This is a genomic window from Mucilaginibacter oryzae (assembly GCF_003148845.1).
Lineage (GTDB): Bacteria > Bacteroidota > Bacteroidia > Sphingobacteriales > Sphingobacteriaceae > Mucilaginibacter > Mucilaginibacter oryzae.
Genome location: NZ_QGHA01000013.1, coordinates 95,466 through 118,476, shown reverse-complemented (window position 1 = coordinate 118,476; position 23,011 = coordinate 95,466). Strand labels below are relative to the sequence as shown.

The window sequence follows — 23,011 nt, the reverse complement described above, 5'->3', positions numbered from 1 at the left end:
AGAAGGTCAAAGTGCTCTAATTCAGACCATTTCTTGTAATAGTAATAAACCAATTGCCATTTGGCAAAGTTCAACGGCAGCATCCGCCATTGGCATCCGGTTTTCACTATGTATTGAATTGCATTCCAAATAGATCCTAAACTATGTTTTCGCTTGCGTTCGCCTAACTGTAAGGTCTTTTTTATAAATTGCCACTGGTTATAGCTTAAATCGGTCGGATAAAGTTTCATACTAATTGCGTTTGTCGTTATTCACAATTAGCATTTATTTGGCCGATCGGTGATTTCCTTTTTATCCACTTTTCAACACATAACAATTTTATTCATCTGTTTTTAAACAGGCTCTTATTTGAAATAAGCTTTTAAAATATTCTATCGAAAAATAATCATTTTATAGGTTAAAGGCGGCTTTTCGACCATTCTGCTTATAAGGTTTTCAAAAATGCCATCTTTCATTTTGTGTCTGTTAAAGCGGTACGTGTATTAGTTAATGTATGCCTGGAGGTATTACCGAATCATGCCCCCCCCGCTTAACCAGGTTTTAAACATCATAATACAACGATGGAGATCAGGAAAGTTTTTGCCTTTCTTTTCAGATTTCTCGCGAACGATTTGCTGCTGTTAAATAAGTCCTGGTTATTATAGCGGGCTATTATATGCAGATTACTGCTTCTCAGCCCAGGCATTCATCTTCGCCTCAAAAACAGCCATTGGCATAGCGCCATCTTTCAACACCTGATCATGAAACTCGGCTATATTAAACTTGCTGCCCAGTTGTTTTTCATACTTAGTACGCAGCTCACGGATTTTAAGCGCGCCTATTTTATAGCTTAACGCCTGGCCTGGGATTGCCATATAACGCTCAATCTCGGCAGTGGCGCCCTGTTCGCTGATGGCTTCATTATCCATCATATATTTAATGGCTTGCTCGCGGGTCATGCCCTTGGTGTGGATGGCCACATCAACCACCAGGCGGATAGCGCGGTGAATTTCATCACCCAAAGCGCCCATGTGCTGGTACGGATCGGTGTATAAGCCCAATTCTTTACCTAAAGATTCGCAATATAGGGCCCAGCCTTCCACATAAGCAGTTTCACCGGCATCAAACCTGCGGAATTTTGGCAACGATGCATTTTCCTGCGTTAATGAAATCTGGTAATGGTGACCTGGGATAGCTTCATGTAAAAACAACGATTCCATGCCCGAAGTAGTATTGAACTGAGTAGCATCCAATATCGGCACATAAAAAATACCCGGGCGCGTACCATCTGCCGAACCCTGGTTATACTCTGCACTGGCCGATGCCGCACGGAACGCTTCGGTTTGCCTGATCTCGAAAGGAGTTTTAGGCACATGGTTAAACATTTTTTTCAGGTTAGGCTCCATGCGTTTGTGGATATTTTCGAAAGCGGCCAAAACCTGCTGCGGCGTTTTATAGGGAGTAAACTTAGGATCGGTTTTCATGTACTCAAAAAACGCCTTTAAATCACCCTTGAAGCCTACACTGGTTTTGATGCTATCCATCAAGCCGCGGATGCGGGATACTTCCTTTAAACCTAATTGATAAATTTCCTCTGGAGTTTTATCTGTTGTGGTTTGCTGCTTAACCAGGTAGGCATATTTAGCCGCCCCGTCAGGTAACGACGAAAAGCCTGAAGTACCGCGCGCATGCGGCAGGTATTGGTTTTTCAGGTAATCGGCCAGTTTCTGGTAAGTTGGGTTAACAATAGTAGCGATAGCTTTTTTATAAGCTTCGGTCAATTGCTTTTTATCGGCATCCGAAAACTCCTTTGGAAAATTGTTTACCGGGCCATAAAATAAACTTTTCTTTACATCTGCAGATACCAGGTCCTGCATTTCCGGGATCATTTTAACCACCAGCGCTTTTGGCAAAACCACGCCTGCTTTAATGCCCTTATTAAAATTGGCGATTGCGGTATCGGCCCAGGGTTGGAAAGCGGCCAGGCGTTTCAGCCAATCGTTATAATCAACAACCGTTTTATAAGGCTGCGCACCCGAGCCCGAACCTAATTGCCCCATAGTGATCGGCAAAGCATAAAACTGGTTAAACGGCATGTACTCGAAATGATATTTGAAATTATCTAACGCCAGCTGTACTTCGTAGGTAAAAATATCGTATGATAACTGATCATCGGCATTGAGTTCGTCCCTGTTAAAGTTTTTTACTTTTGAGAGGTATACCGAGTTATAATCATGCGCCTTTTTCAAAAACTCCGCCGAGCCGTCGTTAGGCAGCAGATCATTATAGCGCTTATCGCCAATATAGGTAGCGTTTAAAGGGTAAAGTTTTAAGCCATCCTGGAAATAATCTTCAAAAACCTTAGCGAGGTCTTTATTAGCAGGGATATCCGTTTTGTTAGCTGATGATCTGGGTTGATTACAGGCCAGGAAGCAGCCAGCAATGCTGAGAATAAGTAGTAGTTTTTTCATTGATGTGGGTTGAAAGGATAAAGCTAAGGAAAGGCGGGTAGAATTAATAATGATATCTGCACTGGAGGATAAATACAGAATCCCCCTCAACTCTGTAAATCAATCGATGCTCGAGATTAATACGGCGTGACCACCATCCCGCTAAATTATGCTTTAAAGGCTCAGGCTTGCCGGCTCCTTCATAAGGAGTCCGTTCTATTTCTTTTATAAGAGAGTTTATCTTTTTTAAAGTGGCCTTATCCGTACTTTGCCAATAGAGGTAGTCGTCCCATCCAAGATTCTGAAAAATAATTTTCACTCTTCGATCAGTTTTCTTTCCTGACCCAAACCTTTTTCATATTCTTCAATTCCCTGAAGCAATCTTGCTGCGTTCTTTGGGCTTTTCAAAAGATAAAAAGTTTCCTCCATACTTTCGTAATCAGATTTTGATATCACCACCACATCTTCTGCATTAGTACTGGTTACAATAAGCGGCTTGTGATCATTCCTCACCTTATCTAAAAATGATTTGAGCTGCTGCCTGAATGTTGTGTATGTTGTAGTTTCCATCGGAATACTTTTTTATAAAGATATAAAACTGAAACGACATGTACAATAAATTGTACATGTCGTTTTGATGTAAATTTAATGAAGTATCTTATAGAAAGATCATTTTCTTTTCTATTAGCTTTTTTACTTTATTAACAGAATTTGAATCAAAGGTAAATATGCCCTTCACTTCAAAATCTGCTATTCTTAGTGTTGGATTTAAACCATTATGTTGAGGCAGAATATCTCTAAAACAATCTAAATATGCCCTTTGACAAGTTCTGCCACCTTTAAAATCGAAATCCTTAGTAGTTTTGTTAAATCTGTATGTATCAGCTTTGCTTGAGTAGGTAACACACCAATTTTTCCAATCGGCGATAGAATAATTTACTTTTAAAGTTGGCGGATAATTGTTTAGTGATTTTAATCGAGCTGAGCTAAAATGTTGAATCTCATCAAACTCGAAAAGAAAATTATACCTACCTCCAAAATAGGCATCAGACTGTAAAGATTGAACCTTCTTCACTAAATTATTGCCTTTTAAATCTATATATATTTTATCTATTATTTGAAATGAGCTTTTAAAATGTTCTATTTGATGTTGGTTAATAAACCAATTAAACTTGACATCTACTTGAGCAGGTTCATCTAAAACTACCGATAAGATTTTAGTGATCAGTCTTTGTCTTTCTCCAACAGGCATAATATCAAAAAATTACAGCCCCATTTCCTTTTTCAAAAATCTCCCTGTAAAGCTTTCTTTCACCTTACACAAACCTTCGGGCGTTCCGGAGAAAAGGATGGTTCCACCACCCGATCCACCTTCCGGCCCAAGATCAATTACGTGGTCAACCACCTTGATCACATCAAGGTTATGCTCAATCACCAATACAGTGTTGCCTTTATCAACCAATTGGTTAAGCACACCCAGCAATACGTTGATATCTTCAAAGTGTAAACCGGTGGTAGGTTCATCCAAAATATAGAAAGTGTTACCGGTATCTTTTTTAGATAGTTCGGTAGCCAGTTTAACACGTTGCGCTTCACCGCCGGACAAAGTAGTTGAAGCCTGGCCCAAGGTGATATAGCCCAAACCTACATCGTTAAGCGTTTTTACTTTACGATAGATGGATGGGATATGTTCAAAAAATGGCGTGGCATCTTCAATGCTCATATCCAGCACATCGCTGATGGATTTGCCGCGATAGCGCACTTCCAGCGTTTCGCGGTTGTAGCGTTTGCCGCCGCATTCTTCGCAGGGTACCTGTACATCGGGTAAAAAGTTCATTTCTATCACCTTCATACCACCGCCCTGGCAGGTTTCGCAACGACCGCCTTTTACGTTAAACGAAAAGCGCCCCGGCTTATATCCCCTGATCCTCGACTCGGGCAGGGCTACAAACAGGTTCCGGATATCCGAGAACACCCCGGTGTAAGTAGCAGGGTTTGAACGCGGCGTACGACCGATTGGCGTTTGATCTATTTCAATTACCTTATCAATATGCTCCAGCCCATCAATTTTTTCATAAGGCAGCGGATGTTTCTTCGCCCTGAAAAAATGGTGGTTTAATATAGGGTACAGCGTTTCGGTGATCAGGCTTGATTTACCACTACCCGATACGCCGGTAATACCGATCAGTTTACCCAACGGAAAATCGACCGATACTTTTTTCAGGTTGTGGCCGGTGGCCTTTTTCAGGCTGAGTTTTTTGCCGTTGCCTTCGCGTCGTTTCTTCGGCACAGCAATTTCGCGTTCACCGTTAATATATGATGTGGTGAGCGTATGTTTTTCCATCAGCTGGGCTGGCGTACCTTCGGCCACCACCTGCCCGCCGTGTACACCGGCTGCCGGGCCCATATCTATTACATGGTCGGCTTCCAGTATCATGTCTTTATCGTGCTCAACCACCAATACGGTATTGCCCAGGTCGCGCAGGTTTTTCAGGGCATTGATCAGGCGTTCGTTATCGCGCTGGTGCAGGCCGATGCTCGGCTCATCTAAAATATACATCACGTTCATCAGTTGCGAACCAATTTGCGTAGCCAGCCTGATGCGCTGTGCCTCACCGCCCGAAAGCGTTTTGGCCGTACGGTCGAGCGTTAGGTAACTCAACCCCACATCCAGCAAAAACACGATGCGCGCGCGGATCTCTTTCAATATCTCTTTAGCTATTACGTTCTGGCGCTCGCTTAAACGCTCTTCCAGGCCATTAAACCATTCCTGTAAATGGTTAATATCCATAGTAGCCAGTTCAAAAATATTTTTGCCGTCTACCTTAAAGTGCAGCGATTCCTTCTTCAGCCTCGCGCCTTCGCAAACCGGGCAGGTGCGCAGTACGCGGTAGTTTTCCATATCATCTACACCTTCGTCGTTTCGGCGTTCCTGCTGTTCTTCCAGCATGCGGATAATACCCTCGAAGGTGATCTGATAGTTTTGAACGTTCCATTTGTTGTATTCAACAGCAACGCTTAACGGATCGGGCGCGCCATTCAGGATGATATCCAACTGGTCGCGGTTCAGTTTCTCTATCGGGGTAGATAGCGAAAATTCATATTTCTTCGCCAGCGATTTCAGCACCTGGAAAATCCAGGTTTCGCGATATTCTCCTATCGGGGCCAAACCGCCGTTCATGATGCTGAGTTTAGGGTTTGGGATTACCGAAGCCTCATCTACCTCAAAAATATAACCCAGGCCGTTACACTTTTCGCAGGCGCCGTAGGGCGAGTTGAACGAAAATGTATTTGGCTGTGGCTCATCGTACGAGATACCAGAAACCGGGTCCATCAGGTACTTACTATAATAGGATAAGTTATTGTCTTTATCGGCAATGCGGATAATACCCTTGGCAATTTTTAAAGCCTGCTGCACCGAGGTGTATAAACGCTTGCTGTCTTTTTCGCTGATCACCAGGCGGTCAACCACAATATCAATATCGTGGATCTTGTAGCGGTCTACCTGCATTTTAGGTTCAACATCGGCAATGGCGCCATCTATCCAAACTTTTAAAAAGCCTTGCTTGCGGATGGATTCGAATAGCTCACGGTAATGGCCTTTACGGGCTTTTACTACCGGGGCCAGGATGTTCACCGGCTGCCCGTCGAATTTCTCGCTGATGGTTTTCAGGATCTGGTCTTCGCTCATGCGCTCCATCTTCTCGCCGGTGGTGTACGAGTAAGCATCGCCCGCGCGGGCAAAAAGCAAGCGCATAAAATCGTAAATCTCGGTAATGGTACCAACCGTAGAGCGCGGGTTTTTACTGGTGGTTTTCTGCTCGATGGCGATAACCGGGCTTAAACCCGAAACTTTATCCACATCCGGGCGCTCCATTCCCCCCATAAACTGGCGCGAATAGGCCGAGAATGTTTCCATATAACGGCGCTGCCCCTCGGCATAAATAGTATCAAACGCCAATGACGATTTACCGCTGCCGCTTAAGCCTGTAATTACCACCAGCTTGTTACGCGGGAAGGAAACATCAATATTTTTAAGGTTATGCACCCGGGCACCATAAACTTCAACTTCACTTTGCTCGCCCAGGTCAACAGCTGCTTTTGTACTCATACGTTGTTTTAATTGTTGAATTAGTGAGTTACTGAATTAGTGATTTGAAAAGTTATGCTGAAGGATTTTTCAATGCAAAAAAAGCCGTCTTGATCGAAAAAAAAAAGAAAAGAATTCACTAAATCACCATTCAGTAAACCAATAATTAATCTACAAATGTAAGCAAAAAAGGCCGGTAGTCTACTATAGACAACCGGCCTCAAAATGCTCCGTAATGTAATCTTTTAATTAATTTACAGTGTAATTACTGTGCTTAATTAAATGCCAGCAACTGTGGCGCGGGGGGCAGAAAAAAATAATTCTGGTACCCGTGTTCTTTCGGCTGTTCAATAACCGCCTTCATGGCAATCAGCTTATAAACGTACGAACCGGTTTCGCGGTTCAGCTTCATGCGGAAGTAGTTATCTTCGTTTTGCCTGTTAATGGCGCGCGCTAATTTGATTGAGCCATTGTTGTAGGCGGCAGCCGCCAGTGTCCAGCTGTTAAATTCACCGTATAGTTCTTTGATATACTTGCAGGCCGCAATGGTTGATTTACGCAGGTTTAAGCGCTCATCGGTACCATGGCCAACCCTTAAGCCATAAGTGCGTGCCGTACCCGGCATAAACTGCCAGATGCCGTTGGCCCCTTTTGGCGACCGGCCAGACTTAAAGCCCGATTCAACCAAAGGGATGTACTTAAAATCGTCGGGGATACCGTAAAACTTTAAAATCGGCTCAATAATAGGGAACCATTTTTCGGCTTTTCGATGCAGGATGTTGCTTTGAACCGTACGGAAATCATGTTTCCTTAACGTTTTAAAAAGCTTGTAATTAACTTTCGCATCATTAACCGGTAAAGCTTCGTTGGCAAAGTTGTATGCAACTGCCGTTCTGCTTTTTGTAATAAAAATAAACTTCGAGGTTCGGAGGCTTAATGGCAAGGGTTTTGCACCCGTTTCAGTAATTGTTGTACCGAAAATATTAAGCATTGAAATGAGAACCAGCACCAGCATTACGGAGCGCGTAAGTAAGTGTTTTTTGATCATTTCTTTTCTTATCATTAACTATACATTTTGGTAGAATGTGCCGCAAAGGTATGCTACACCGGGCACATTATCAAATACTTAGCAAAATACCAAGTTTTTTAGCGGTGGTTTTGGGTTCAAAAACCGCCTTTAAAACCGTTTAAACGCCGATTTTGTTTACTTTCTTTTTTTTGATTTTTTTGATCGGATTTTAACTAAAAAGCGTACCTTTGACCCTCACGCTGCGAAAGCGCTAAACAAAAAATTATGGTATTTAAGAGACCAGCAGGTAGTCGCGAAGACAGGCCCGAAAATAAAAAAAGTGGTGAAAACAGGCCACGCAAATCGCCATCAACTCCAAAGGGTAAAGCTACCCCAAATGGCGAAAAGAAAAAACTTACCCGCCCCGAAAAAACATTTCAAACCAACAGGTTCAGTGACGATAAACCCAAAAACAATTTCAGGGGTGGATCATCAGCCGGAGGCGATAAAAAATTTGGCGCCAAATCAGGCCCATATTCCGGCAGGCCAACTGAAGGCAATAACGAGAGAGCAAGAAGAAGCTTTGGCAATGATGCCGGAGAAGATAAAAAATCATTTGCCCCGCGCGGCCGCTCATCAGCAGGCTTTGAAGGTAAACCTAAAAGAAGCTTTAGCGGCGAGCAAGGCGGCGAACGTAAATTTGGCACCGGTTCAAGATCAGGCGATGGTAACTTTAAGCCCCGCTCATCTGAAGGAGGTTTCAGAAAACGCGAAGGTGGTTTTAAAGATAAACCATTTGGCGAAAGACCGGCACACCGCCCGCAAGACCTGGCTAACCAGGCCGACGCGCCTAAAACCCTGCGCGGCCGTAAAAAAGCCACTGCTAAATCAACTAAGACAGAGGATGACGGACTGATCCGTTTAAACCGTTATATCTCAAACGCGGGGATTTGCTCGCGCCGTAAAGCCGACGAACTGATTGAGGCCGGTGTGGTATCTGTAAACGGCGAAGTGGTAACCGAACTGGGCACAAAGGTTGATCCTACCAAAGACACCATCAAATACAACGGCGAAACGCTGAAACGCGAAAAAATGGTTTATGTATTATTAAATAAACCAAAGGATTACATTACCACTACCGATGACCCGCAGGAACGCCGCACCGTAATGCACCTGGTTGAAAAAGCAACCCGCGAGCGCATTTACCCGGTTGGCCGCCTTGACCGCAACACCACAGGTTTGTTATTGATGACCAACGATGGCGATCTGGCCGATAAGCTTTCGCATCCGCGTAACAGCATCACCAAGCTATACCAGGTTGAATTGAGCAAAAGCTTAACCCAGGGCGATTTGAATAAATTGGCGTTTGGCCTGGAACTGGAAGATGGCCTTATTAAACCCGATTCGGTATCGTATGTTACCGGAGGTTCAAAACGTGAAGTGGGCATCCAGATCCATAGCGGCAAAAACCGTATTGTTAGGCGTATGTTTGAGCATTTAGGTTATGAAGTGGTAAAACTGGACCGGGTTATTTACGCCAACCTTACCAAAAAAGACCTTCCGCGGGGCCGCTGGCGATATCTTGAAGAAAAAGAAGTGATCCAGCTAAAGCATCTTATTAAATAAATTTAAAAAGCTCCGTTAATCCGCGGGGCTTTTTTTGTGTCTATTTGCTATCTTGCAAGGCAATAAACCATCAATAACTAACCATGAAAAAAATTTTGTTGATCATAGCTATGCTTTCACCCGCGCTCACTTTCGCACAAAATAAAAAAACAGGCCCCAAAACGTTCGATCTGATTGTGGGCACATACACTACAGGCAAAAGCAAAGGCATTGTAGTTTACCGCTTTTATGCCGAAACAGGCAAACTGGCCTACCTGAGCGAAATTGATGGTGTTAATAACCCCTCATACCTAACCCTAAGCGCCAATAATAAATTTGTTTACGCCGTTAATGAATTGCCTAAAGGCGAGGTAAGCGCTTTCTCGTTCGAGGCTAAAACCGGTAAGCTTACTTTCATCAACAAACAATCAACCCTGGGCGCCGATCCGTGCCATATTTCGGTTGATAAAGATCAGAGAAACCTGCTTGTTGCCAATTATTCGAGCGGTAACGTTGCGGTAATGCCTTTAAATAAAGATGGTTCGATAGCCAACGGCATACAAACCGTGCATGATGACGGGCATAGCATAAACAAAGAGCGCCAGGAGGCTGCCCACGCGCACATGGCCGTATTTTCGCCCGATGAGAAATATGTACTATACAATGATTTAGGTACCGATAAGATTAACATATTCAAATATCGCCCGTCAAAAGAGCCCCGTATCGAACCGGCCAATCCTGCTTTTGTAAGCGTAGCGCCCGGTGAAGGCCCAAGGCACCTCGAGTTTTCGGCGGATAAAAAGTATGTTTACCTCGTAACCGAAATGGGATCGAACGTTATTGTGTTTGATTATAAAAACGGCCAGCTGAAACAAAAGCAATCCATCACGATGCTGCCCGATGGCTTTAGCGGGCAAACAGCCGGCGCTGCTATCCATTTATCGCCCGATGGCCGCTTCCTGTATGCCTCAAACCGTTTAGAAACCAACGAGATCAATATCTACTCGGTTAACCAGGAAACCGGGATGCTTACGTTTGTAGCCCGCCAGTCGACTTTCGGTAAAAACCCGCGCGATTTCGCAATCGACCCAACCGGTCATTTCCTGATTGTAGCCAACCAGGGCAGCGATAACATATGGGTATTTAAAATTGATCAAGCCAGCGGCAAGCTTAACCAAACCGGCATCAGGGTTGAAATAGGCAACCCCGTATGCCTGAAATTTGCACCAGCCGAATAGGGCTTTTGAGGTGGAAGGATAAAGGTGAAAGGTGAAAGGCGAAAGGCGAAAGGTAAAAGGTTAAAGGTTCTTCCTTACTTTGAAAATAAAAAAGGCGCAGTTTGAAACATCTCAAGCTGCGCCTTTTATTTTATAAAACCTGAAAGACACCTTTTGCCTTTCACCTTTATCCTTTCACCTCAAAAAACTTAGTTCTTGGTGAACGAATAAATAACATAACCGGTACTGTTACCTACAGTAACAGGCGATTTTAAGGTCATGGTTGAACCATCGTTGGCAGCGATATCCAAACGGTAGCCTTCGGCTACGTTTTTGGCTTTATCGCCTTCATATAATTTTTTGAACTGGAATTGTGTGCCGGTGGTACCGCCGTTATAAACCGACCAGAATATGGTTTGCGATGTTCCGTTGGTTAATGTGAAAATTCCGTTGCCGCTGTTGGTTAATTTCCAGGTACTGCCCACAAAGGCTTCGGGTGGGGCCTGGTCAAATACGCTTTGTACTGCATTTTGTACAAGGCCGTCATAACTTACATTATTGCAGGTCCAGGTGCCCACAAATTTTCCGCGGGATACATTGGATGTTGTAGTGCTTTTAGTGCTGGAACAAGCCGAAAAAACGAAAATAAGAGACAAGATTGCGATTGAGGTTTGAACTAACTTTTTCATGACAGTGTATTTTTTATGCATAAATAGCATAAATCCTGCCAAAGGTGCAAATCAGGAGTTAACAGTCTGCCGCCGCATCTTTTTATCCAGTTCCTTTAATTGTTTGTTTATCGATTCTGTAACCCTGTCGGCCTCTTTAACCTTTCTCAGGCTGCTGATGAACCTTGGATTAGTGCTCCTGTCTGATAAGATTTTACCGATGCGCTCAATGATATTCATAAAATAGGCTGTATAATGCTGTTTTACGCAACAAATATCGGCAGGGTTTCGATTTATTGCAATTTTTGCATTGTATTTAGTTTAACGTTTTACCAAAAGCGGTATACCTTATCAGGGCAATTTCTCTGAACCCGAATTTTATGAAATTTGAGTAATGAACAGAATTCAATCGAATTCGATAAATTCTTCGATTCAAAAACTCCTTCATACAATAAACAAGGGCATTGGCAACTCAGCGGTCAAACCACTTAATCAGGCTTTATTTAAAAAATCAACAAGTTGCTCCATGGCTTTTGCCCGGTGACTGATGGCATTTTTCTCGGTCATACTCATTTCGGCAAACGTGATCTCATACCCATCCGGTTGAAAAATAGGGTCGTAGCCAAAACCGCCTTCCCCGGCAATTTCCTGGCGGATGGTACCTTCAACCGTGCCTTCAAAAAAATGCTCGGCACCTTCCCATATCAATGAAATTACGGTGCGGAAGCGCGCCCTGCGATTGGTTTCATCTTTTAAATTTTCAAGCACCTTGCTGATGTTGGCGGCGTGGTTGCCATGCGTACCGGCATACCTGGCCGAATAAACACCCGGCTCGCCGTTAAGGGCGTCTATTTCCAACCCGCTGTCGTCGCCAAAACAATTCAGCTTATACCCGGCATATACATGATGGCTTTTGATAGAGGCATTAGCCTTAAAGGTAGTGCCTGTTTCTTCAATATCATCATAACAACCAATATCATGCAGGGTTAAAAGCTTAATTTCCCCGTTAAGCTTGGCCGAAACTTCATCAAGTTTATGGCGGTTATTGGTAGCGAATACTAATTGATGCATAATTTAAAGCTTATAAGGTTTTTACCTGCTCCCAAAATATTTTTTTATACTCCACATTATCCATCATATCGTTAAATGAATAACTGTAAAGCGCGGTGATCCCGTTGGATGTAACAGGCTTATTAGGTTTTAAAACCTTCAAATCAGGAGGAAGGGCTTCGGCCCCTAAAAGCAATACTTTAACCGGTTTGAAAAAAACCTTGAACTCGCTGAATTTGGTAGCACTGTAGGTTGCAGTATTTAAAATAGCCACATCATCCGGGCTATAGCCTTTGCGTTTCAGTATATTTTCGAGGGCAGCCCAATGCTCGGGCCTGATGAATTCGGCATCGGTATAATGGGTGAATACCAAAAAATGCTGTAAATTTTTGCCCATATACTTAAAGCCGGTATCCTGCGTTTTTATTTCGGCCGTAGGTTCGGGAGCAATGGAAGGAATTGTAATTGATGGAGTTGGGATATTTACCACAGGCGCAGCCTCAGCTGTTACCGGTTCGGGAATAACAGCAGTAGTTACGGCAGGTGGCGTTGAAATATTTTGAGGCGGGGCAACCGGAGTTTCTGCAGGTACAGGTTCAACAGCCTTTTCATACAATGCCTTATCCGCGTTAAGCAGGTAAAGCTCATCCTCTAAAATAAAACGCAACGCAGCCGGGTTCTCAACTTTCACTTTAACAAATTTTAACCAAAAGTAGTTAAAGTGTTTCAGGGTTTATAGGCATATTAGCACAATTATAGCATCATGATTTTTACATAAAATATTTATCGGGCTATAATTAATAAATTTTACCGAAATTCGTAGTTTTTAACGGGTTAAGTGTGCCCGTTTTATTTAGCATACAGCGTTACATGAGAAAGTTAGGAGTATTAGTACTTGGTTTTATTTTAACAATAACATTTGCAAAGGCACAGGTAGCATCAGATACATCGGCAAAAAAACTGGTTAAAACTGATTCGGTTGCCCGTACGCCCGGAAAAACACTTGATAAAATAGCGGCGGTGGTAGGTAACAGCCCCATATTGCTTTCAGATATCGAATTATCATACGCCAACTTTTTGGTACAGGGCAACCAGCCCGACCCAACGGTTAAGGCCCGCATACTGCAAACCCTGTTAACCCAAAAACTGCTTGCCCAGCAGGCGGCCATTGATAGTATTGAGGTGAAAGAGGAAGATGTTGACGCCAACGTTGACCGCCGTATGCGCGAAATGACCCAGCGTGCCGGCGGGCAGGATAAACTGGAGGCATTTTTAGGCCGCTCGGTGATCCAGTATAAAGACGAGATCCGCCCTGACCTGAAAGAGCAGATGGTTGCGCAGAAGATGCAACAGCATATCACCGAAAAGCTAAACGTTACCCCGCAGGATGTTAAAAAGTTTTATGACGGCATCCCGAAAGACAGCCTCCCTTCATTCAATAAAGAAGTTGAAGTTGGCGAAATAGTTTTTCAGCCTAAATTAACCAAAGAAGAAAAAGACCTTTACAAAGCCAAAGCTGAAGAACTGCGCCAGCGCGTTAAAAAAGGCGAAGACTTTGGCACACTGGCCAGGCTCTACTCGCAGGATCCGGGCTCGGCGCCCGAAGGTGGCGATCTGGGCTTTGCCGACCGTACAACATTTGTAAAAGAATTTACAGCCAATGCCTTTAAATTAAAAGCGGGTGAAATTTCGCCGGTATTTGAAACTGATTTCGGTTTTCACTTTTTACAGGTTATTGAGCGCCGCGGCGAACAGGTGCATGTAAGGCATATCCTGATTTCGCCGGTAATTACACAGGCCAGTTTAGACAGAGCGAAAGTAAAAGCGGATAGCATTTACAAAATCTTGATCAAAGACAAAAATATCGCGGTTGATTTTTCGAGCGCTGCTGCCTATTATTCAGACGATAAAGACACCAAATACAATGGCGGTATGATGCTGAATGCCGAAGATGTACAAAACCGCTCAACCTTTATCCCAACCGATAAGCTGGATCCTAAAGTTGCTTTGATCACCGATACTTTAAAAGTGGGCAGCATATCAAAACCAGACCTGTTTACTGCTGCCGATGGCAAAAAAAGCTACAAAATACTGTTATTAAAATCGGCAACCAACGCGCACAAAGCTAACCTGGAGCAGGACTTCCCTAAACTGAAGGAGTATGCTTATAACGATAAGGTTAATAAAACGGTAAGCGCCTGGTTTGATAAACGCCGCAAGGAAACCTTTATTAAAATTGATAAAGAGTTCCAGGCTTATGATGTATTGAAAAAATGGGTTAACACCAATCCCGAAATGGTGATTCCCGAAACTAAGATCAAATCATCGTCTAAATAATTTATGCAACACCGCTCGGATGTAGAAGCCGCCGATGCTTTAAAGCAGGCTTACCAGCAAATTGGTGCCGAAATTGGCAAGGTGATAGTGGGCCAGGAGGAAGTGATTAAATTCGTGCTCATTTCTATTTTCAGCAACGGGCATTGCCTGCTTGTAGGCGTACCGGGCTTGGCCAAAACGCTGCTTGTACAAACAGTAGCGCAAGTGCTTGACCTTGATTTTAAACGGATCCAGTTTACACCCGACCTGATGCCCTCAGACATCATTGGCTCGGAGATTTTAGGCGAGGACCGCAATTTTAAATTTATTCCCGGTCCGGTGTTTTCCAACATTATCCTGGCCGACGAGATAAACCGCACACCGCCCAAAACGCAGGCCGCCCTGTTAGAGGCCATGCAGGAGAAAGCGGTGACCGCTGCGGGCGTTACCCACAAACTGGCGCAGCCATTTTTTGTACTGGCAACCCAAAACCCCATTGAGCAGGAAGGAACCTATCCCCTGCCCGAAGCCCAGTTAGACAGGTTTATGTTTAACGTGGCGCTAAGCTATCCCTCGTTTAAAGAAGAGTTACAAGTAGTTAAAAACACCACCAGTACCAATAGGGTTGAGGTAAAAAAACTGCTTAACGCCCAACAGATCATTTATTTTCAACAACTGGTACGCAATATCCCCGTAACCGATAATGTGCTGGAGTACGCGGTGAAGCTGGTATCAAAAACCCGCCCCAACGGCGAGTTTTCAACGCCTCAAATTAACCGCCTGCTAAGTTGGGGCGCAGGCCCCAGGGCATCACAATTTCTTATCCTTGGTGCAAAATGCCATGCCGTACTTAACGGCAAATACTCGCCCGATATTGAAGATGTACAGGCCGTAGCCAAACCCATCCTGAGCCACCGCATTGTGCGCAGCTACCATGCCGAAGCAGAAGGATTATCTGCCGCGGATATTATCGAGAAGTTGTTTTAGTTATCTGAATCAGAATTTACAGAATTTTAAAATTAGCAGAATAATGATTGGTTAATCTTTCATTATAGAAAAAGGCCTGCTAATGCAAGGCCTTTTCATTCTGTAAATTCTAAAATTCTGTAAATTCTGATTCAGACAATCTACTCATTCTCAATCGGCGAGAAGATCTCTAATAAAATATTCCACTTTTTTGTTTTATCAATTTCCCAAACACGTACATAGTTGTAGTTACCTACTACGTTGCCTTTGGTAATACGGGCGTGCCCGTAGGTGTAAGCCAGGTCATTACTTGAGGAACGGCCACCGTCGGTAGTTTCGGCAGTGATGCTGATGGCTTCGTTATTGATAAATTTCATCACCACATCGGTACCGGTCATGGGCCCGAAACCAGGGAAGTAGTAGCGGCCTTCAGGGCTCATAAATTCTTTATAGCTGGCCATGGCCGAAAGGCTTAAGCCGTGGTTAAAGGTTTTATCGGTACCAATGATCACATTTTTGGCGCCAAACGGATCTTTAGCCGGGCCCGAACGTTGTGCAGGGTCTGGTTCTTTAAAATCAGTAACCACCTCTTCTTCGGCCTCGGGGTGCTGGATGCCAAGATCAATCAATAACTTCAACTTGCCCTCGCCGTTGTTGCGCCATATGGATACGTAATCTCCAAAAACTTTATCATCATCGGTTTTACCGTTTTGATATACATATGGCCCTGCGGTAAAAGCCAGATCGCCATTAGCCGAGATGCGGGCAAATTTGGGTTCCCAGCTCAGTTTACCTGCCTGCTTATCTATCTTACTGTAAAAATCAACAATTTTTACAACATCGGGCTTAAATATAATACCGTCGGGGTCGGCAACTGCCAAAAATCCGTCTTTTATTCCTTTACGTTCAACTAACTTATTAAAAGCCTGTTCAACACTAACTACCTTGTTTACGTTAACAACGTCCTGGGCAAATGCAAAAACGCCATAACCAATAAATGTAGCAGCTAATATGATTTTTTTCATGCGTGTAGCGGGTTTTATGGGGAGCAATTTAGTAATAAATTTTAAGTAGGAAACGCAATAGTCAAAATGCGCGGGCGCATAAAATATAATTTAACAATGGCGTTATTTTTATTTGATGGTAAAACGGGAAAAAGCCCGAATAATTGCGAAGTACTGCCTTGATCATTTAAAACTGAAGTAATTAAAATTATTAACTCCATAACCAATCATTCGCTTTTTTGTTTAGAGTAGTATAAAAGTTATTCCGTTATAACATTTAAATATGCCGTAGATATCTTTTTAGCAAAAAACGTCATTGAGGCATTACTCAATGACGTTTTACAGGATACTGTTTCGAACAACATTAAAAGATCCTGAGAGCCGGTTTCAACTAATCTCTATTCTCCAATCACGAATCTCTAAACTACGCCTTACTCCAGGTAGTACCCTCTTTGCTATCCTTTAACTGAAAACCAATCTGCGATAGTCCATCACGGATTTTATCTGATGTGGCGTAGTCCTTATTGGCTTTTGCTGCGCTGCGCAGATCAACAATAAAATTCAATACTTTGGGCAGATCGTCATTGGCGGCCTGCTCATTCTGTAAGCCCAGCACATCAACTACAAAGGTGTTCATCAACAGGGTTAACTGCTCCAGGTTAGCGGTATCAATTTTCATTTTACCATCATATACCGAATTGATAATGCGCGAAGCCTCAAAAAGTTCGGCAATTAAAACGGGGCTGTTAAAATCATCGTTCATAGCGGCGTAGCAGCGCTCCATTAACGGCGCTATCTCAACCTCCGTAGCAGCCGATGTTTTCAGTCCGTCGTTTAGCAGCGCGAAAGCATTCATCAGGCGTTTAAAGCCTTTTTCTGAAGCTTCCATGGCCTCGTTGCCAAAATCGAGCGTACTGCGGTAATGGGCCTGCAGCATAAAGAAACGCACGGTCATGGGACTGTAACCCTTATTCAGGATGGAGTTTTCGCCGCTGAAAAGCTCATGTGGCAAAAAACTGTTCCCCAATGATTTCGACATTTTTTGCCCGTTAACCGTAAGCATATTGGTATGCACCCAATAAGTAGCCGGGTTGGTGCCGCAGCAGGCTACGTTTTGCGCAATCTCGTTGGTATGATGTGTTGGCACCAGATCGATGCCGCCGCCGTGAATATCAAAGTGGCTGCCCAGGTATTTCTGGCTCATGGCCGAGCATTCCAGGTGCCAGCCCGGAAAACCTACACCCCAGGGCGAAGGCCATTTCATCAGGTGCTCGGGTTTGGCTTTTATCCATAGCGCGAAATCAAGCTTCCCGCGTTTTTCCTGCTGACCGCCGAGGGCGCGGGTGTTGTTCATCAAATCTTCGAGGTTACGGCCGCTCAGTACGCCGTAATCCTGGCTCTTGTTGTATTTCTCTACATCAAAATAAATGGTACCGTCAACCTCGTAGGCATAGCCTTTTTCAAGGATCACTTTCACCATTTCAATCTGCTCAATAATATGGCCGGTTGCCGTAGGCTCGATGCTTGGCGGCAGGTTGTTCAACACTTTCATCACATCCCTGAAACCCACCGTGTATTTCTGAACAATTTCCATGGGTTCAAGCTGCGCCAGCTTGGCTTTTTTTGCAATTTTATCTTCGCCCTCATCGCCTGCATCACCTTCAAGGTGACCGGCATCGGTTACGTTACGCACGTAACGTACCTTATAGCCAATAGCGGTGAGGTACCTGAACATTAAATCGAAAGATATATAAGTACGGCAGTTGCCTAAATGAACATCGCTGTAAACAGTGGGGCCGCAAACATACATGCCCACGTGCGGGGCATTAAGCGGTTTAAATAATTCTTTTTTACGGGATAAAGTATTGTAAACAAACAAATTTTGTTGCATGGCGCAAACTTACGATTTTTTTAAATTTAAGCTAACAACCGGTATCTCCGGCAAGGAAATCGCTTTTAAAAACAGATGTCCGCTGCAAGCGGATAACTAAGAAATTTCCACACGATTTTTTGCGAATTATCGAATTACTAATTTTTATTTGATAAAATTTAAAATTCGTGTAATTCGAATAATTGTGGACAGTTTGAAAATCAATTCGTGTGAAAATTTCTTATCGCGATTTATTTGAATAGCTGCAATTATCTTAAAGTGATTTCCCTGGTATCGTCGGCCAGCGACCGCTTTTAAAAACGAGGCTGCCAAATGAAGGCATTATAAACGTCATCGAAAGCGGCACGTTTACATTTTTAGGGCCCGCTTTGATTGATATGAAAAATAAACTTACACCAGCTCGAAGCTTAAATGAGTTTGATTAATTTAAATAAAAATTAAATATTTTCATCAAAGAGAAAATCAACCAAATGTTCTATTTATATTGCACACTTATTAAATAAAATATAATGCAACAAGGAACAGTAAAATTTTTTAATGAAACGAAAGGTTTCGGATTTATCACACCTAACAATGGTGGCAGCGAAATCTTCGTTCATTCTTCAGGTCTGATCGATAATATTCGTGAAAACAATGTGGTTGATTTTGACATCGAACAAGGTCGCAAAGGCCCTAATGCCGTAAACGTAAGAGTAGCTTAACTCCTAACCTATTATAAGTTTATTGAAAGCATCCTTTAGAGGATGCTTTTTTTTTGAATACCCTGTTTTCCGCCACTCAAAATCACATTCACTTTAAGTGAGTTGGAGTTTTAAAAGAGTGTAGGCATCATTGGCTATTTAGCAGTGATGTATTTTGCTGTAATTAATAATAAAAGTGTCCTGTCAGCTTTCGCTTCATCATAATTTTCTTTAATCAATTGCTTGATCTGCCTGTTTTCAAGCTTTACAGCGGCCATTTCCAATACCTGGAAAGATGCCATTTCCATACTTTCTACATTTTGCAAATAATAGGCAATAGCAAGATCCCGCAACTCGGGGTCTTTACTATGTAACCTGATATCCTCAAAAGCGTCATCAATTAACCCGGCTAAACCGCTGAAAGCGCCTTCGTCCTGATCGGCATCTAACATGGCATAAATGATATCCATCCTGGCCAGTTGCCGTTCCACATCCTCCAGTGTTTCTAAGATGGCAGAGCGCAGGTCAACAAAATGAGCCTCCTCAGCAATTTCGGGGAGATGTTTGACCAGGTGTTTTTTTGCCGCATAGATCTTGTTAAGATTGTTAACGAAATAGGCACGCAGTTTTTCGGGGCCGAAAATGACATTGCCAGGTTTAAATTGATTTGATCTTTTTTCCATAGGTTTAACTAAGTTACAACTATTACATTAAACCACACGGATTATGTAAGTTGATCAAGGGACATCGCTTTTGAACCTTTTCAAAAAGGTTATCGGTATGTATAGTTCAAAATTTTTCACACGAATTGTTACGAATTATCCAATTACACGAATGTCTCAATCATAGAAAAACGGCCATTCGTGTAATTCGTTTTAATTTTGTCCGATTTAAAAGTTAATTCGTGTTAAAATTTCTTTATACAATTTCTATCAATAGCGATAACTATTTTAAAAGCAATTTTCCCTTTAAGTTGATCAGGCCAGGTAAGCTTTTACCCTCGATAACAGCTCATAAATATCAAATGGTTTTTTAACATAAAAATCCGCGCCGCATTGATTGGCAAGCATCTCCAGATCGGTCTCGGCGGAAACAAGCACCACCGGTAGCTTATTTCCCGGATACCGGGCTTTTATTTCCGCGCAGATCTGATCGCCCCTTTTCGCCGACCCCGCGATGCGGACATCAAGCAAAATAAGATCAGGGCTAATGATGTGAATATGGTCAGCTGCCTCGCCTGTATTTGAAACCACTACGTTAAAACCCTCATCCCGGAATATGATATGCAGAATATCGAGGATGTCTTCGTCGTCATCAATTATGAGGATCCGCTTGTTCATGGGTACACGATATCAACTTCTATACCCAATGATTAAAATTTAATTTTAATAAGTTAATTTATTTTACGTCACGTATAATTTTCAACTACTCTGGCACTCAACTTTTAAATAACATTAAATCTGAGGCACCAATTGTTGCATAATTTATACTTTATGTCCTGTTTTAAATAAGATACTATCTGAATAAATATATTACGGTTATGAAGCGCCGGGCTATCAAATAAGTATAATCAATAAGGTCAAGATCAGCGGTATGGTCATCACTAAAACACCTGTTTTAAGAAAGCTCCAATTACTTACCTTTACGCCCTCGCGCCGCAGCGCTACAAGCCAAAGTATGGTAGCCAGCGAACCGGTAACTGATAAATTAGGGCCAAGATCAATCCCGATCAATATGGCCTTCCGCACCACCTCGGGCAAGGTAGCGCTTTGCGCAACCTGCCCGGCCATTAACCCCACAGGTAGGTTATTCATCAAATTACAGATGAAGGCGATCCCGCTTCCAACGCTCAACGCAACCTTGGCAGGATGCATATCGGATGCCCGAGACAGGGCGGATGCCAGGTGACCAGTGATGCCTGTGCCTGATAAGGCTTCTACTATGACAAACAGGCCCGCCACCAAAAACAAAACGCTCCAGGATACTTCACGAAAGGTTTTATAAACAGACTTACGCGCTGCCAGGGCAATAATAAGGGTGGCTAAAAGCCCGGTGATGAAGGTAGGCAAGCCTAAAGGCACATCAAACGCCGAACAAATAAGCAATACAACTACCGTAGCCAGGATACTGTACAGTGCCAGCTGCCCCGTTTGGCTTAATTTTATAATTGTGGCAGGTGTATCAAACTGCTCTTTTAAAGCCCTCCGCTGTGTAAATTTCAACGTAAAATAAGTGGCGGCAATGGCGATGACCGAAGGGAGCAAAAAAGCCTTTAGCCAGCTGATTAACGTTGGCAGGTGCGCGGCGTAAATTACCAGGTTGGCAGGGTTAGATATCGGCAACAAAAAAGAAGCGGCATTGGCTATAAAAGCGCAAATCAATAAATAAGGGAGCTGATTTTTTACACCTGCTGCCTTTGTTGCGGCTATAACAGCCGGCGTAAGCACAACCGCAGTAGCATCATTGGATAGCAACGCGGTTACCAATATACCGGAAATGTAGATCATAAAAAAAAGCCCCGACGCCGACCCTTTTGACGCTTTTACAGCCTGGGCGGCCAGCCAGTCGAAAAGTTTTTCTTCCCTCGCCGTTTCAGACAGCAGCATCATACCGGCAAGAAACAGGTACACATCAGTGCCTTTTGCTACACCGGCACCGGCCTGTGTTAAGGTAATCTGCCCGGTTAAAAGCAGCAGGATGGCCCCGGCCGCGGCCCAGGTTGCCTCCGGGAGGCGAAATGGCCTGATAATAACCCCGGCTATAGCTAAAAGCGAAATAATAAAGATCAAAAGATGACTCATTGTTGTGCGGAATAACGTATATCACAAGCCGCCTTTAAGGTGCGGCTGTAAAGTAACCATAAAATTATTGATAAGAGCGCTAAACCGCCAAGCAGTAAAAATGTAAGCGGATAACCCAACCCCTGCGCCATCCACCCGCCAATGGCCGGGCTTAACGCGGCCCCAATGCCTTGTACAGTCATCACTGCTCCCTGGCCTACATTGATGCGCCCCGTGCCGTTAAGGATATGCGCAACAAGCCCGGGCACGGCAACACTTTGTAAACCGGCACCTATACCATCAAGCGCCTGTACCGGGTACAGGCCTGCATGATAACTAAGCGAAGCAGCGATGGCTCCCCTTACAGGCAAAGCGACGAACGAAATGAGCAACACCAGCCAGTAACCCCGTTCATCTGCCAGCTTCATGGCCGCGATGGAAGCGCCGATCATAACCAACTGCGCTATTACGATGGTCATGGCCACAAACATGGCGGCATTTTCCTGGCCGTTACTGGCTGCGCCCAAACCGTACAGCGGCAGCATGGCGCCATTTCCTAAATGAAAAAAAGCCAACGCCGCGGCAAGCAGCAATAAGGGCTTACATTCAAATAACGCTTTAAAGCCACTCACCTGCTCGCCGTGGTCATCGTCAGATTTTAGTCCCCTCGCGGCGCGGTAGTCTATGGCTTTGGATGGAATAAGGCTCACCGAAATGATGGAGAAAAGCCCGAATAGTGCCGACAGATAAAATATAAAAGGCATTCCGAGTTTTGTTCCCAAATATCCGGAAAGGCCCGCGCCGATCATATTGCCGGCGTGGTTCCAGGCCTGGTTCCGACCGTTTTGGCGGTTAAACCCCTGCTGACCGGTAAGGCCAAGCGTGATAGCAATAACGGCAGGCACAATTGCCGCGCCGGCTATGGCGGTGGCAACCTGCGATACGCCAACTATCCAAAAACGTTGTGAGATCAGGATAATAGCGGAGGCCAATACGGTGCAAATACCCGGAATGATTACGTAGCGTTTTTTATGCTTCGCTTTGTCTATCAGCGCGCCAGCCGGAATGGTAACTAAAACGCCCGCGATGCCTCCCAGCGTCATCACTGTTCCGATGGGCCCTGCTTTCCATTGATGCGCCAGCAGGAAGATCCCGAGGAAGGGCCCAATGCCCGCCTGCATGTCTGCCATAAAAAAATTCAATGCTTCGAGGGGTTTCCGAAAGGCTGATACGGAATTGCGATTAACAATATCGTGTTGTTTTTTCTTCATGTGATTTTTATGGCACCTTTATAACCAAATCACCG

At 43.8% G+C, this 23,011-nt stretch carries 22 protein-coding genes and 1 pseudogene; 5 read left to right on the top strand and 18 right to left on the bottom strand.

Features of this window, described 5'->3' with window-relative positions; genetic code table 11:
• The 8 genes and pseudogenes from LX99_RS22335 to LX99_RS22305 form a co-directional block, all read right to left on the bottom strand.
• A partial coding sequence (locus LX99_RS22335) for a transposase (RefSeq protein ID WP_146203192.1) occupies positions 1–230 on the bottom strand: 230 nt, incomplete at its 3' end.
• Between the two features lie 141 nt (positions 231–371).
• A pseudogene (locus LX99_RS26165) lies at positions 372–596 on the bottom strand (IS1595-like element ISBaba1 family transposase); the annotation flags it as partial.
• Positions 597–662: 66 nt separating this feature from the next.
• A complete protein-coding gene (locus LX99_RS22330; protein ID WP_109609846.1) occupies positions 663–2,450 on the bottom strand; it encodes a DUF885 domain-containing protein in 1,788 nt (595 codons plus the stop codon).
• A gap of 43 nt (positions 2,451–2,493) precedes the next feature.
• The gene (locus LX99_RS22325) at positions 2,494–2,748 is read right to left on the bottom strand and encodes a Txe/YoeB family addiction module toxin (RefSeq protein ID WP_109609845.1); all 255 of its coding nucleotides are present in this window, start codon (positions 2,746–2,748) and stop codon (positions 2,494–2,496) included.
• Positions 2,745–2,999: a type II toxin-antitoxin system Phd/YefM family antitoxin gene (locus tag LX99_RS22320; protein WP_109609844.1), complete on the bottom strand. Its 255-nt coding sequence runs from the start codon at positions 2,997–2,999 to the stop codon at positions 2,745–2,747. The genes LX99_RS22325 and LX99_RS22320 overlap by 4 nt, the downstream gene beginning before the upstream one ends.
• Before the next feature lie 88 nt (positions 3,000–3,087).
• Positions 3,088–3,681, bottom strand: a complete 594-nt coding sequence (locus LX99_RS22315) for a hypothetical protein (RefSeq protein ID WP_109609843.1) — start codon at positions 3,679–3,681, stop codon at positions 3,088–3,090.
• A 12-nt stretch (positions 3,682–3,693) separates the two neighbouring features.
• Complete coding sequence (uvrA, locus tag LX99_RS22310) at positions 3,694–6,540, bottom strand: excinuclease ABC subunit UvrA (RefSeq protein WP_109609842.1); 2,847 nt, start codon at positions 6,538–6,540, stop codon at positions 3,694–3,696.
• A gap of 253 nt (positions 6,541–6,793) precedes the next feature.
• Positions 6,794–7,582 carry a lytic transglycosylase domain-containing protein gene (locus tag LX99_RS22305; RefSeq protein WP_245927992.1) on the bottom strand — a complete coding sequence of 263 codons (789 nt, stop codon included), beginning with the start codon at positions 7,580–7,582 and terminating at the stop codon, positions 6,794–6,796.
• Between the two features lie 231 nt (positions 7,583–7,813).
• On the opposite strand from LX99_RS22305, the gene LX99_RS22300 reads away from it, so the two are divergent.
• Both LX99_RS22300 and LX99_RS22295 read left to right on the top strand, forming a co-directional pair.
• Positions 7,814–9,154: a pseudouridine synthase gene (locus LX99_RS22300; protein WP_109609841.1), complete on the top strand. Its 1,341-nt coding sequence runs from the start codon at positions 7,814–7,816 to the stop codon at positions 9,152–9,154.
• A gap of 83 nt (positions 9,155–9,237) precedes the next feature.
• Positions 9,238–10,371, top strand: coding sequence for a lactonase family protein (locus LX99_RS22295; RefSeq protein ID WP_109609840.1), 1,134 nt, complete (start codon positions 9,238–9,240; stop codon positions 10,369–10,371).
• A 188-nt stretch (positions 10,372–10,559) separates the two neighbouring features.
• On the opposite strand, the gene LX99_RS22290 is transcribed toward LX99_RS22295, so the two are convergent.
• From LX99_RS22290 to LX99_RS22280, 4 genes are all read right to left on the bottom strand, one after another.
• On the bottom strand, positions 10,560–11,039 hold the full coding sequence (locus LX99_RS22290; RefSeq protein ID WP_109609839.1) for a hypothetical protein: 480 nt from the start codon (positions 11,037–11,039) through the stop codon (positions 10,560–10,562).
• A gap of 51 nt (positions 11,040–11,090) precedes the next feature.
• Positions 11,091–11,258: a hypothetical protein gene (locus LX99_RS25800; RefSeq protein ID WP_022834250.1), complete on the bottom strand. Its 168-nt coding sequence runs from the start codon at positions 11,256–11,258 to the stop codon at positions 11,091–11,093.
• 252 nt (positions 11,259–11,510) lie between these two features.
• On the bottom strand, positions 11,511–12,089 hold the full coding sequence (locus tag LX99_RS22285; RefSeq protein ID WP_109609838.1) for a non-canonical purine NTP diphosphatase: 579 nt from the start codon (positions 12,087–12,089) through the stop codon (positions 11,511–11,513).
• A 10-nt stretch (positions 12,090–12,099) separates the two neighbouring features.
• Complete coding sequence (locus tag LX99_RS22280) at positions 12,100–12,759, bottom strand: hypothetical protein (protein ID WP_109609837.1); 660 nt, start codon at positions 12,757–12,759, stop codon at positions 12,100–12,102.
• A gap of 179 nt (positions 12,760–12,938) precedes the next feature.
• Between LX99_RS22280 and LX99_RS22275 the strand changes: the two genes are divergently transcribed.
• Entirely contained in the window at positions 12,939–14,405 is a 1,467-nt protein-coding gene (locus tag LX99_RS22275) for a peptidylprolyl isomerase (protein WP_109609836.1), read from the top strand.
• Positions 14,406–14,408: 3 nt separating this feature from the next.
• A complete protein-coding gene (locus LX99_RS22270) occupies positions 14,409–15,371 on the top strand; it encodes an AAA family ATPase (RefSeq protein WP_109609835.1) in 963 nt (320 codons plus the stop codon).
• Positions 15,372–15,511: 140 nt separating this feature from the next.
• On the opposite strand, the gene LX99_RS22265 is transcribed toward LX99_RS22270, so the two are convergent.
• Positions 15,512–16,375 carry a Cif family virulence factor gene (locus LX99_RS22265; protein WP_109609834.1) on the bottom strand — a complete coding sequence of 288 codons (864 nt, stop codon included), beginning with the start codon at positions 16,373–16,375 and terminating at the stop codon, positions 15,512–15,514.
• 403 nt (positions 16,376–16,778) lie between these two features.
• Positions 16,779–18,245 (bottom strand): cysteine--tRNA ligase, encoded by a 1,467-nt coding sequence (gene cysS / locus LX99_RS22260; RefSeq protein WP_022834256.1) that lies wholly within the window; start codon positions 18,243–18,245, stop codon positions 16,779–16,781.
• A gap of 509 nt (positions 18,246–18,754) precedes the next feature.
• Here cysS and LX99_RS22255 point away from each other — a divergent pair.
• Positions 18,755–18,946, top strand: a complete 192-nt coding sequence (locus LX99_RS22255; RefSeq protein ID WP_022834258.1) for a cold-shock protein — start codon at positions 18,755–18,757, stop codon at positions 18,944–18,946.
• Positions 18,947–19,080: 134 nt separating this feature from the next.
• Here LX99_RS22255 and LX99_RS22250 read toward each other — a convergent pair whose 3' ends face one another.
• From LX99_RS22250 to LX99_RS22235, 4 genes are all read right to left on the bottom strand, one after another.
• Positions 19,081–19,608, bottom strand: coding sequence for a DUF892 family protein (locus LX99_RS22250; protein WP_109609833.1), 528 nt, complete (start codon positions 19,606–19,608; stop codon positions 19,081–19,083).
• A 294-nt stretch (positions 19,609–19,902) separates the two neighbouring features.
• Positions 19,903–20,265, bottom strand: coding sequence for a response regulator transcription factor (locus LX99_RS22245; protein ID WP_109609832.1), 363 nt, complete (start codon positions 20,263–20,265; stop codon positions 19,903–19,905).
• 216 nt (positions 20,266–20,481) lie between these two features.
• The gene (locus LX99_RS22240; protein WP_109609831.1) at positions 20,482–21,726 is read right to left on the bottom strand and encodes an arsenic transporter; all 1,245 of its coding nucleotides are present in this window, start codon (positions 21,724–21,726) and stop codon (positions 20,482–20,484) included.
• Positions 21,723–22,976 carry an MFS transporter gene (locus LX99_RS22235; protein ID WP_211319073.1) on the bottom strand — a complete coding sequence of 418 codons (1,254 nt, stop codon included), beginning with the start codon at positions 22,974–22,976 and terminating at the stop codon, positions 21,723–21,725. Before LX99_RS22235 ends, LX99_RS22240 begins: the two co-directional genes overlap by 4 nt.
• Positions 22,977–23,011 lie beyond the last annotated feature (35 nt).

Excerpts from the sequence above, each read along its gene's own strand:
- LX99_RS22330 (WP_109609846.1), bottom strand. The coding sequence starts at position 2,450 with ATGAAAAAACTACTACTTATTCTCAGCATTGCTGGCTGCTTCCTGGCC.
- LX99_RS22320 (WP_109609844.1), bottom strand. The coding sequence starts at position 2,999 with ATGGAAACTACAACATACACAACATTCAGGCAGCAGCTCAAATCATTT.
- LX99_RS22315 (WP_109609843.1), bottom strand. The coding sequence starts at position 3,681 with ATGCCTGTTGGAGAAAGACAAAGACTGATCACTAAAATCTTATCGGTA.
- uvrA (WP_109609842.1), bottom strand. The coding sequence starts at position 6,540 with ATGAGTACAAAAGCAGCTGTTGACCTGGGCGAGCAAAGTGAAGTTGAA.
- LX99_RS22305 (WP_245927992.1), bottom strand. The coding sequence starts at position 7,582 with ATGATAAGAAAAGAAATGATCAAAAAACACTTACTTACGCGCTCCGTA.
- LX99_RS22300 (WP_109609841.1), top strand. The coding sequence starts at position 7,814 with ATGGTATTTAAGAGACCAGCAGGTAGTCGCGAAGACAGGCCCGAAAAT.
- LX99_RS22295 (WP_109609840.1), top strand. The coding sequence starts at position 9,238 with ATGAAAAAAATTTTGTTGATCATAGCTATGCTTTCACCCGCGCTCACT.
- LX99_RS22290 (WP_109609839.1), bottom strand. The coding sequence starts at position 11,039 with ATGAAAAAGTTAGTTCAAACCTCAATCGCAATCTTGTCTCTTATTTTC.
- LX99_RS25800 (WP_022834250.1), bottom strand. The coding sequence starts at position 11,258 with ATGAATATCATTGAGCGCATCGGTAAAATCTTATCAGACAGGAGCACT.
- LX99_RS22285 (WP_109609838.1), bottom strand. The coding sequence starts at position 12,089 with ATGCATCAATTAGTATTCGCTACCAATAACCGCCATAAACTTGATGAA.
- LX99_RS22275 (WP_109609836.1), top strand. The coding sequence starts at position 12,939 with ATGAGAAAGTTAGGAGTATTAGTACTTGGTTTTATTTTAACAATAACA.
- LX99_RS22270 (WP_109609835.1), top strand. The coding sequence starts at position 14,409 with ATGCAACACCGCTCGGATGTAGAAGCCGCCGATGCTTTAAAGCAGGCT.
- LX99_RS22265 (WP_109609834.1), bottom strand. The coding sequence starts at position 16,375 with ATGAAAAAAATCATATTAGCTGCTACATTTATTGGTTATGGCGTTTTT.
- cysS (WP_022834256.1), bottom strand. The coding sequence starts at position 18,245 with ATGCAACAAAATTTGTTTGTTTACAATACTTTATCCCGTAAAAAAGAA.
- LX99_RS22255 (WP_022834258.1), top strand. The coding sequence starts at position 18,755 with ATGCAACAAGGAACAGTAAAATTTTTTAATGAAACGAAAGGTTTCGGA.
- LX99_RS22250 (WP_109609833.1), bottom strand. The coding sequence starts at position 19,608 with ATGGAAAAAAGATCAAATCAATTTAAACCTGGCAATGTCATTTTCGGC.
- LX99_RS22245 (WP_109609832.1), bottom strand. The coding sequence starts at position 20,265 with ATGAACAAGCGGATCCTCATAATTGATGACGACGAAGACATCCTCGAT.
- LX99_RS22240 (WP_109609831.1), bottom strand. The coding sequence starts at position 21,726 with ATGAGTCATCTTTTGATCTTTATTATTTCGCTTTTAGCTATAGCCGGG.
- LX99_RS22235 (WP_211319073.1), bottom strand. The coding sequence starts at position 22,976 with ATGAAGAAAAAACAACACGATATTGTTAATCGCAATTCCGTATCAGCC.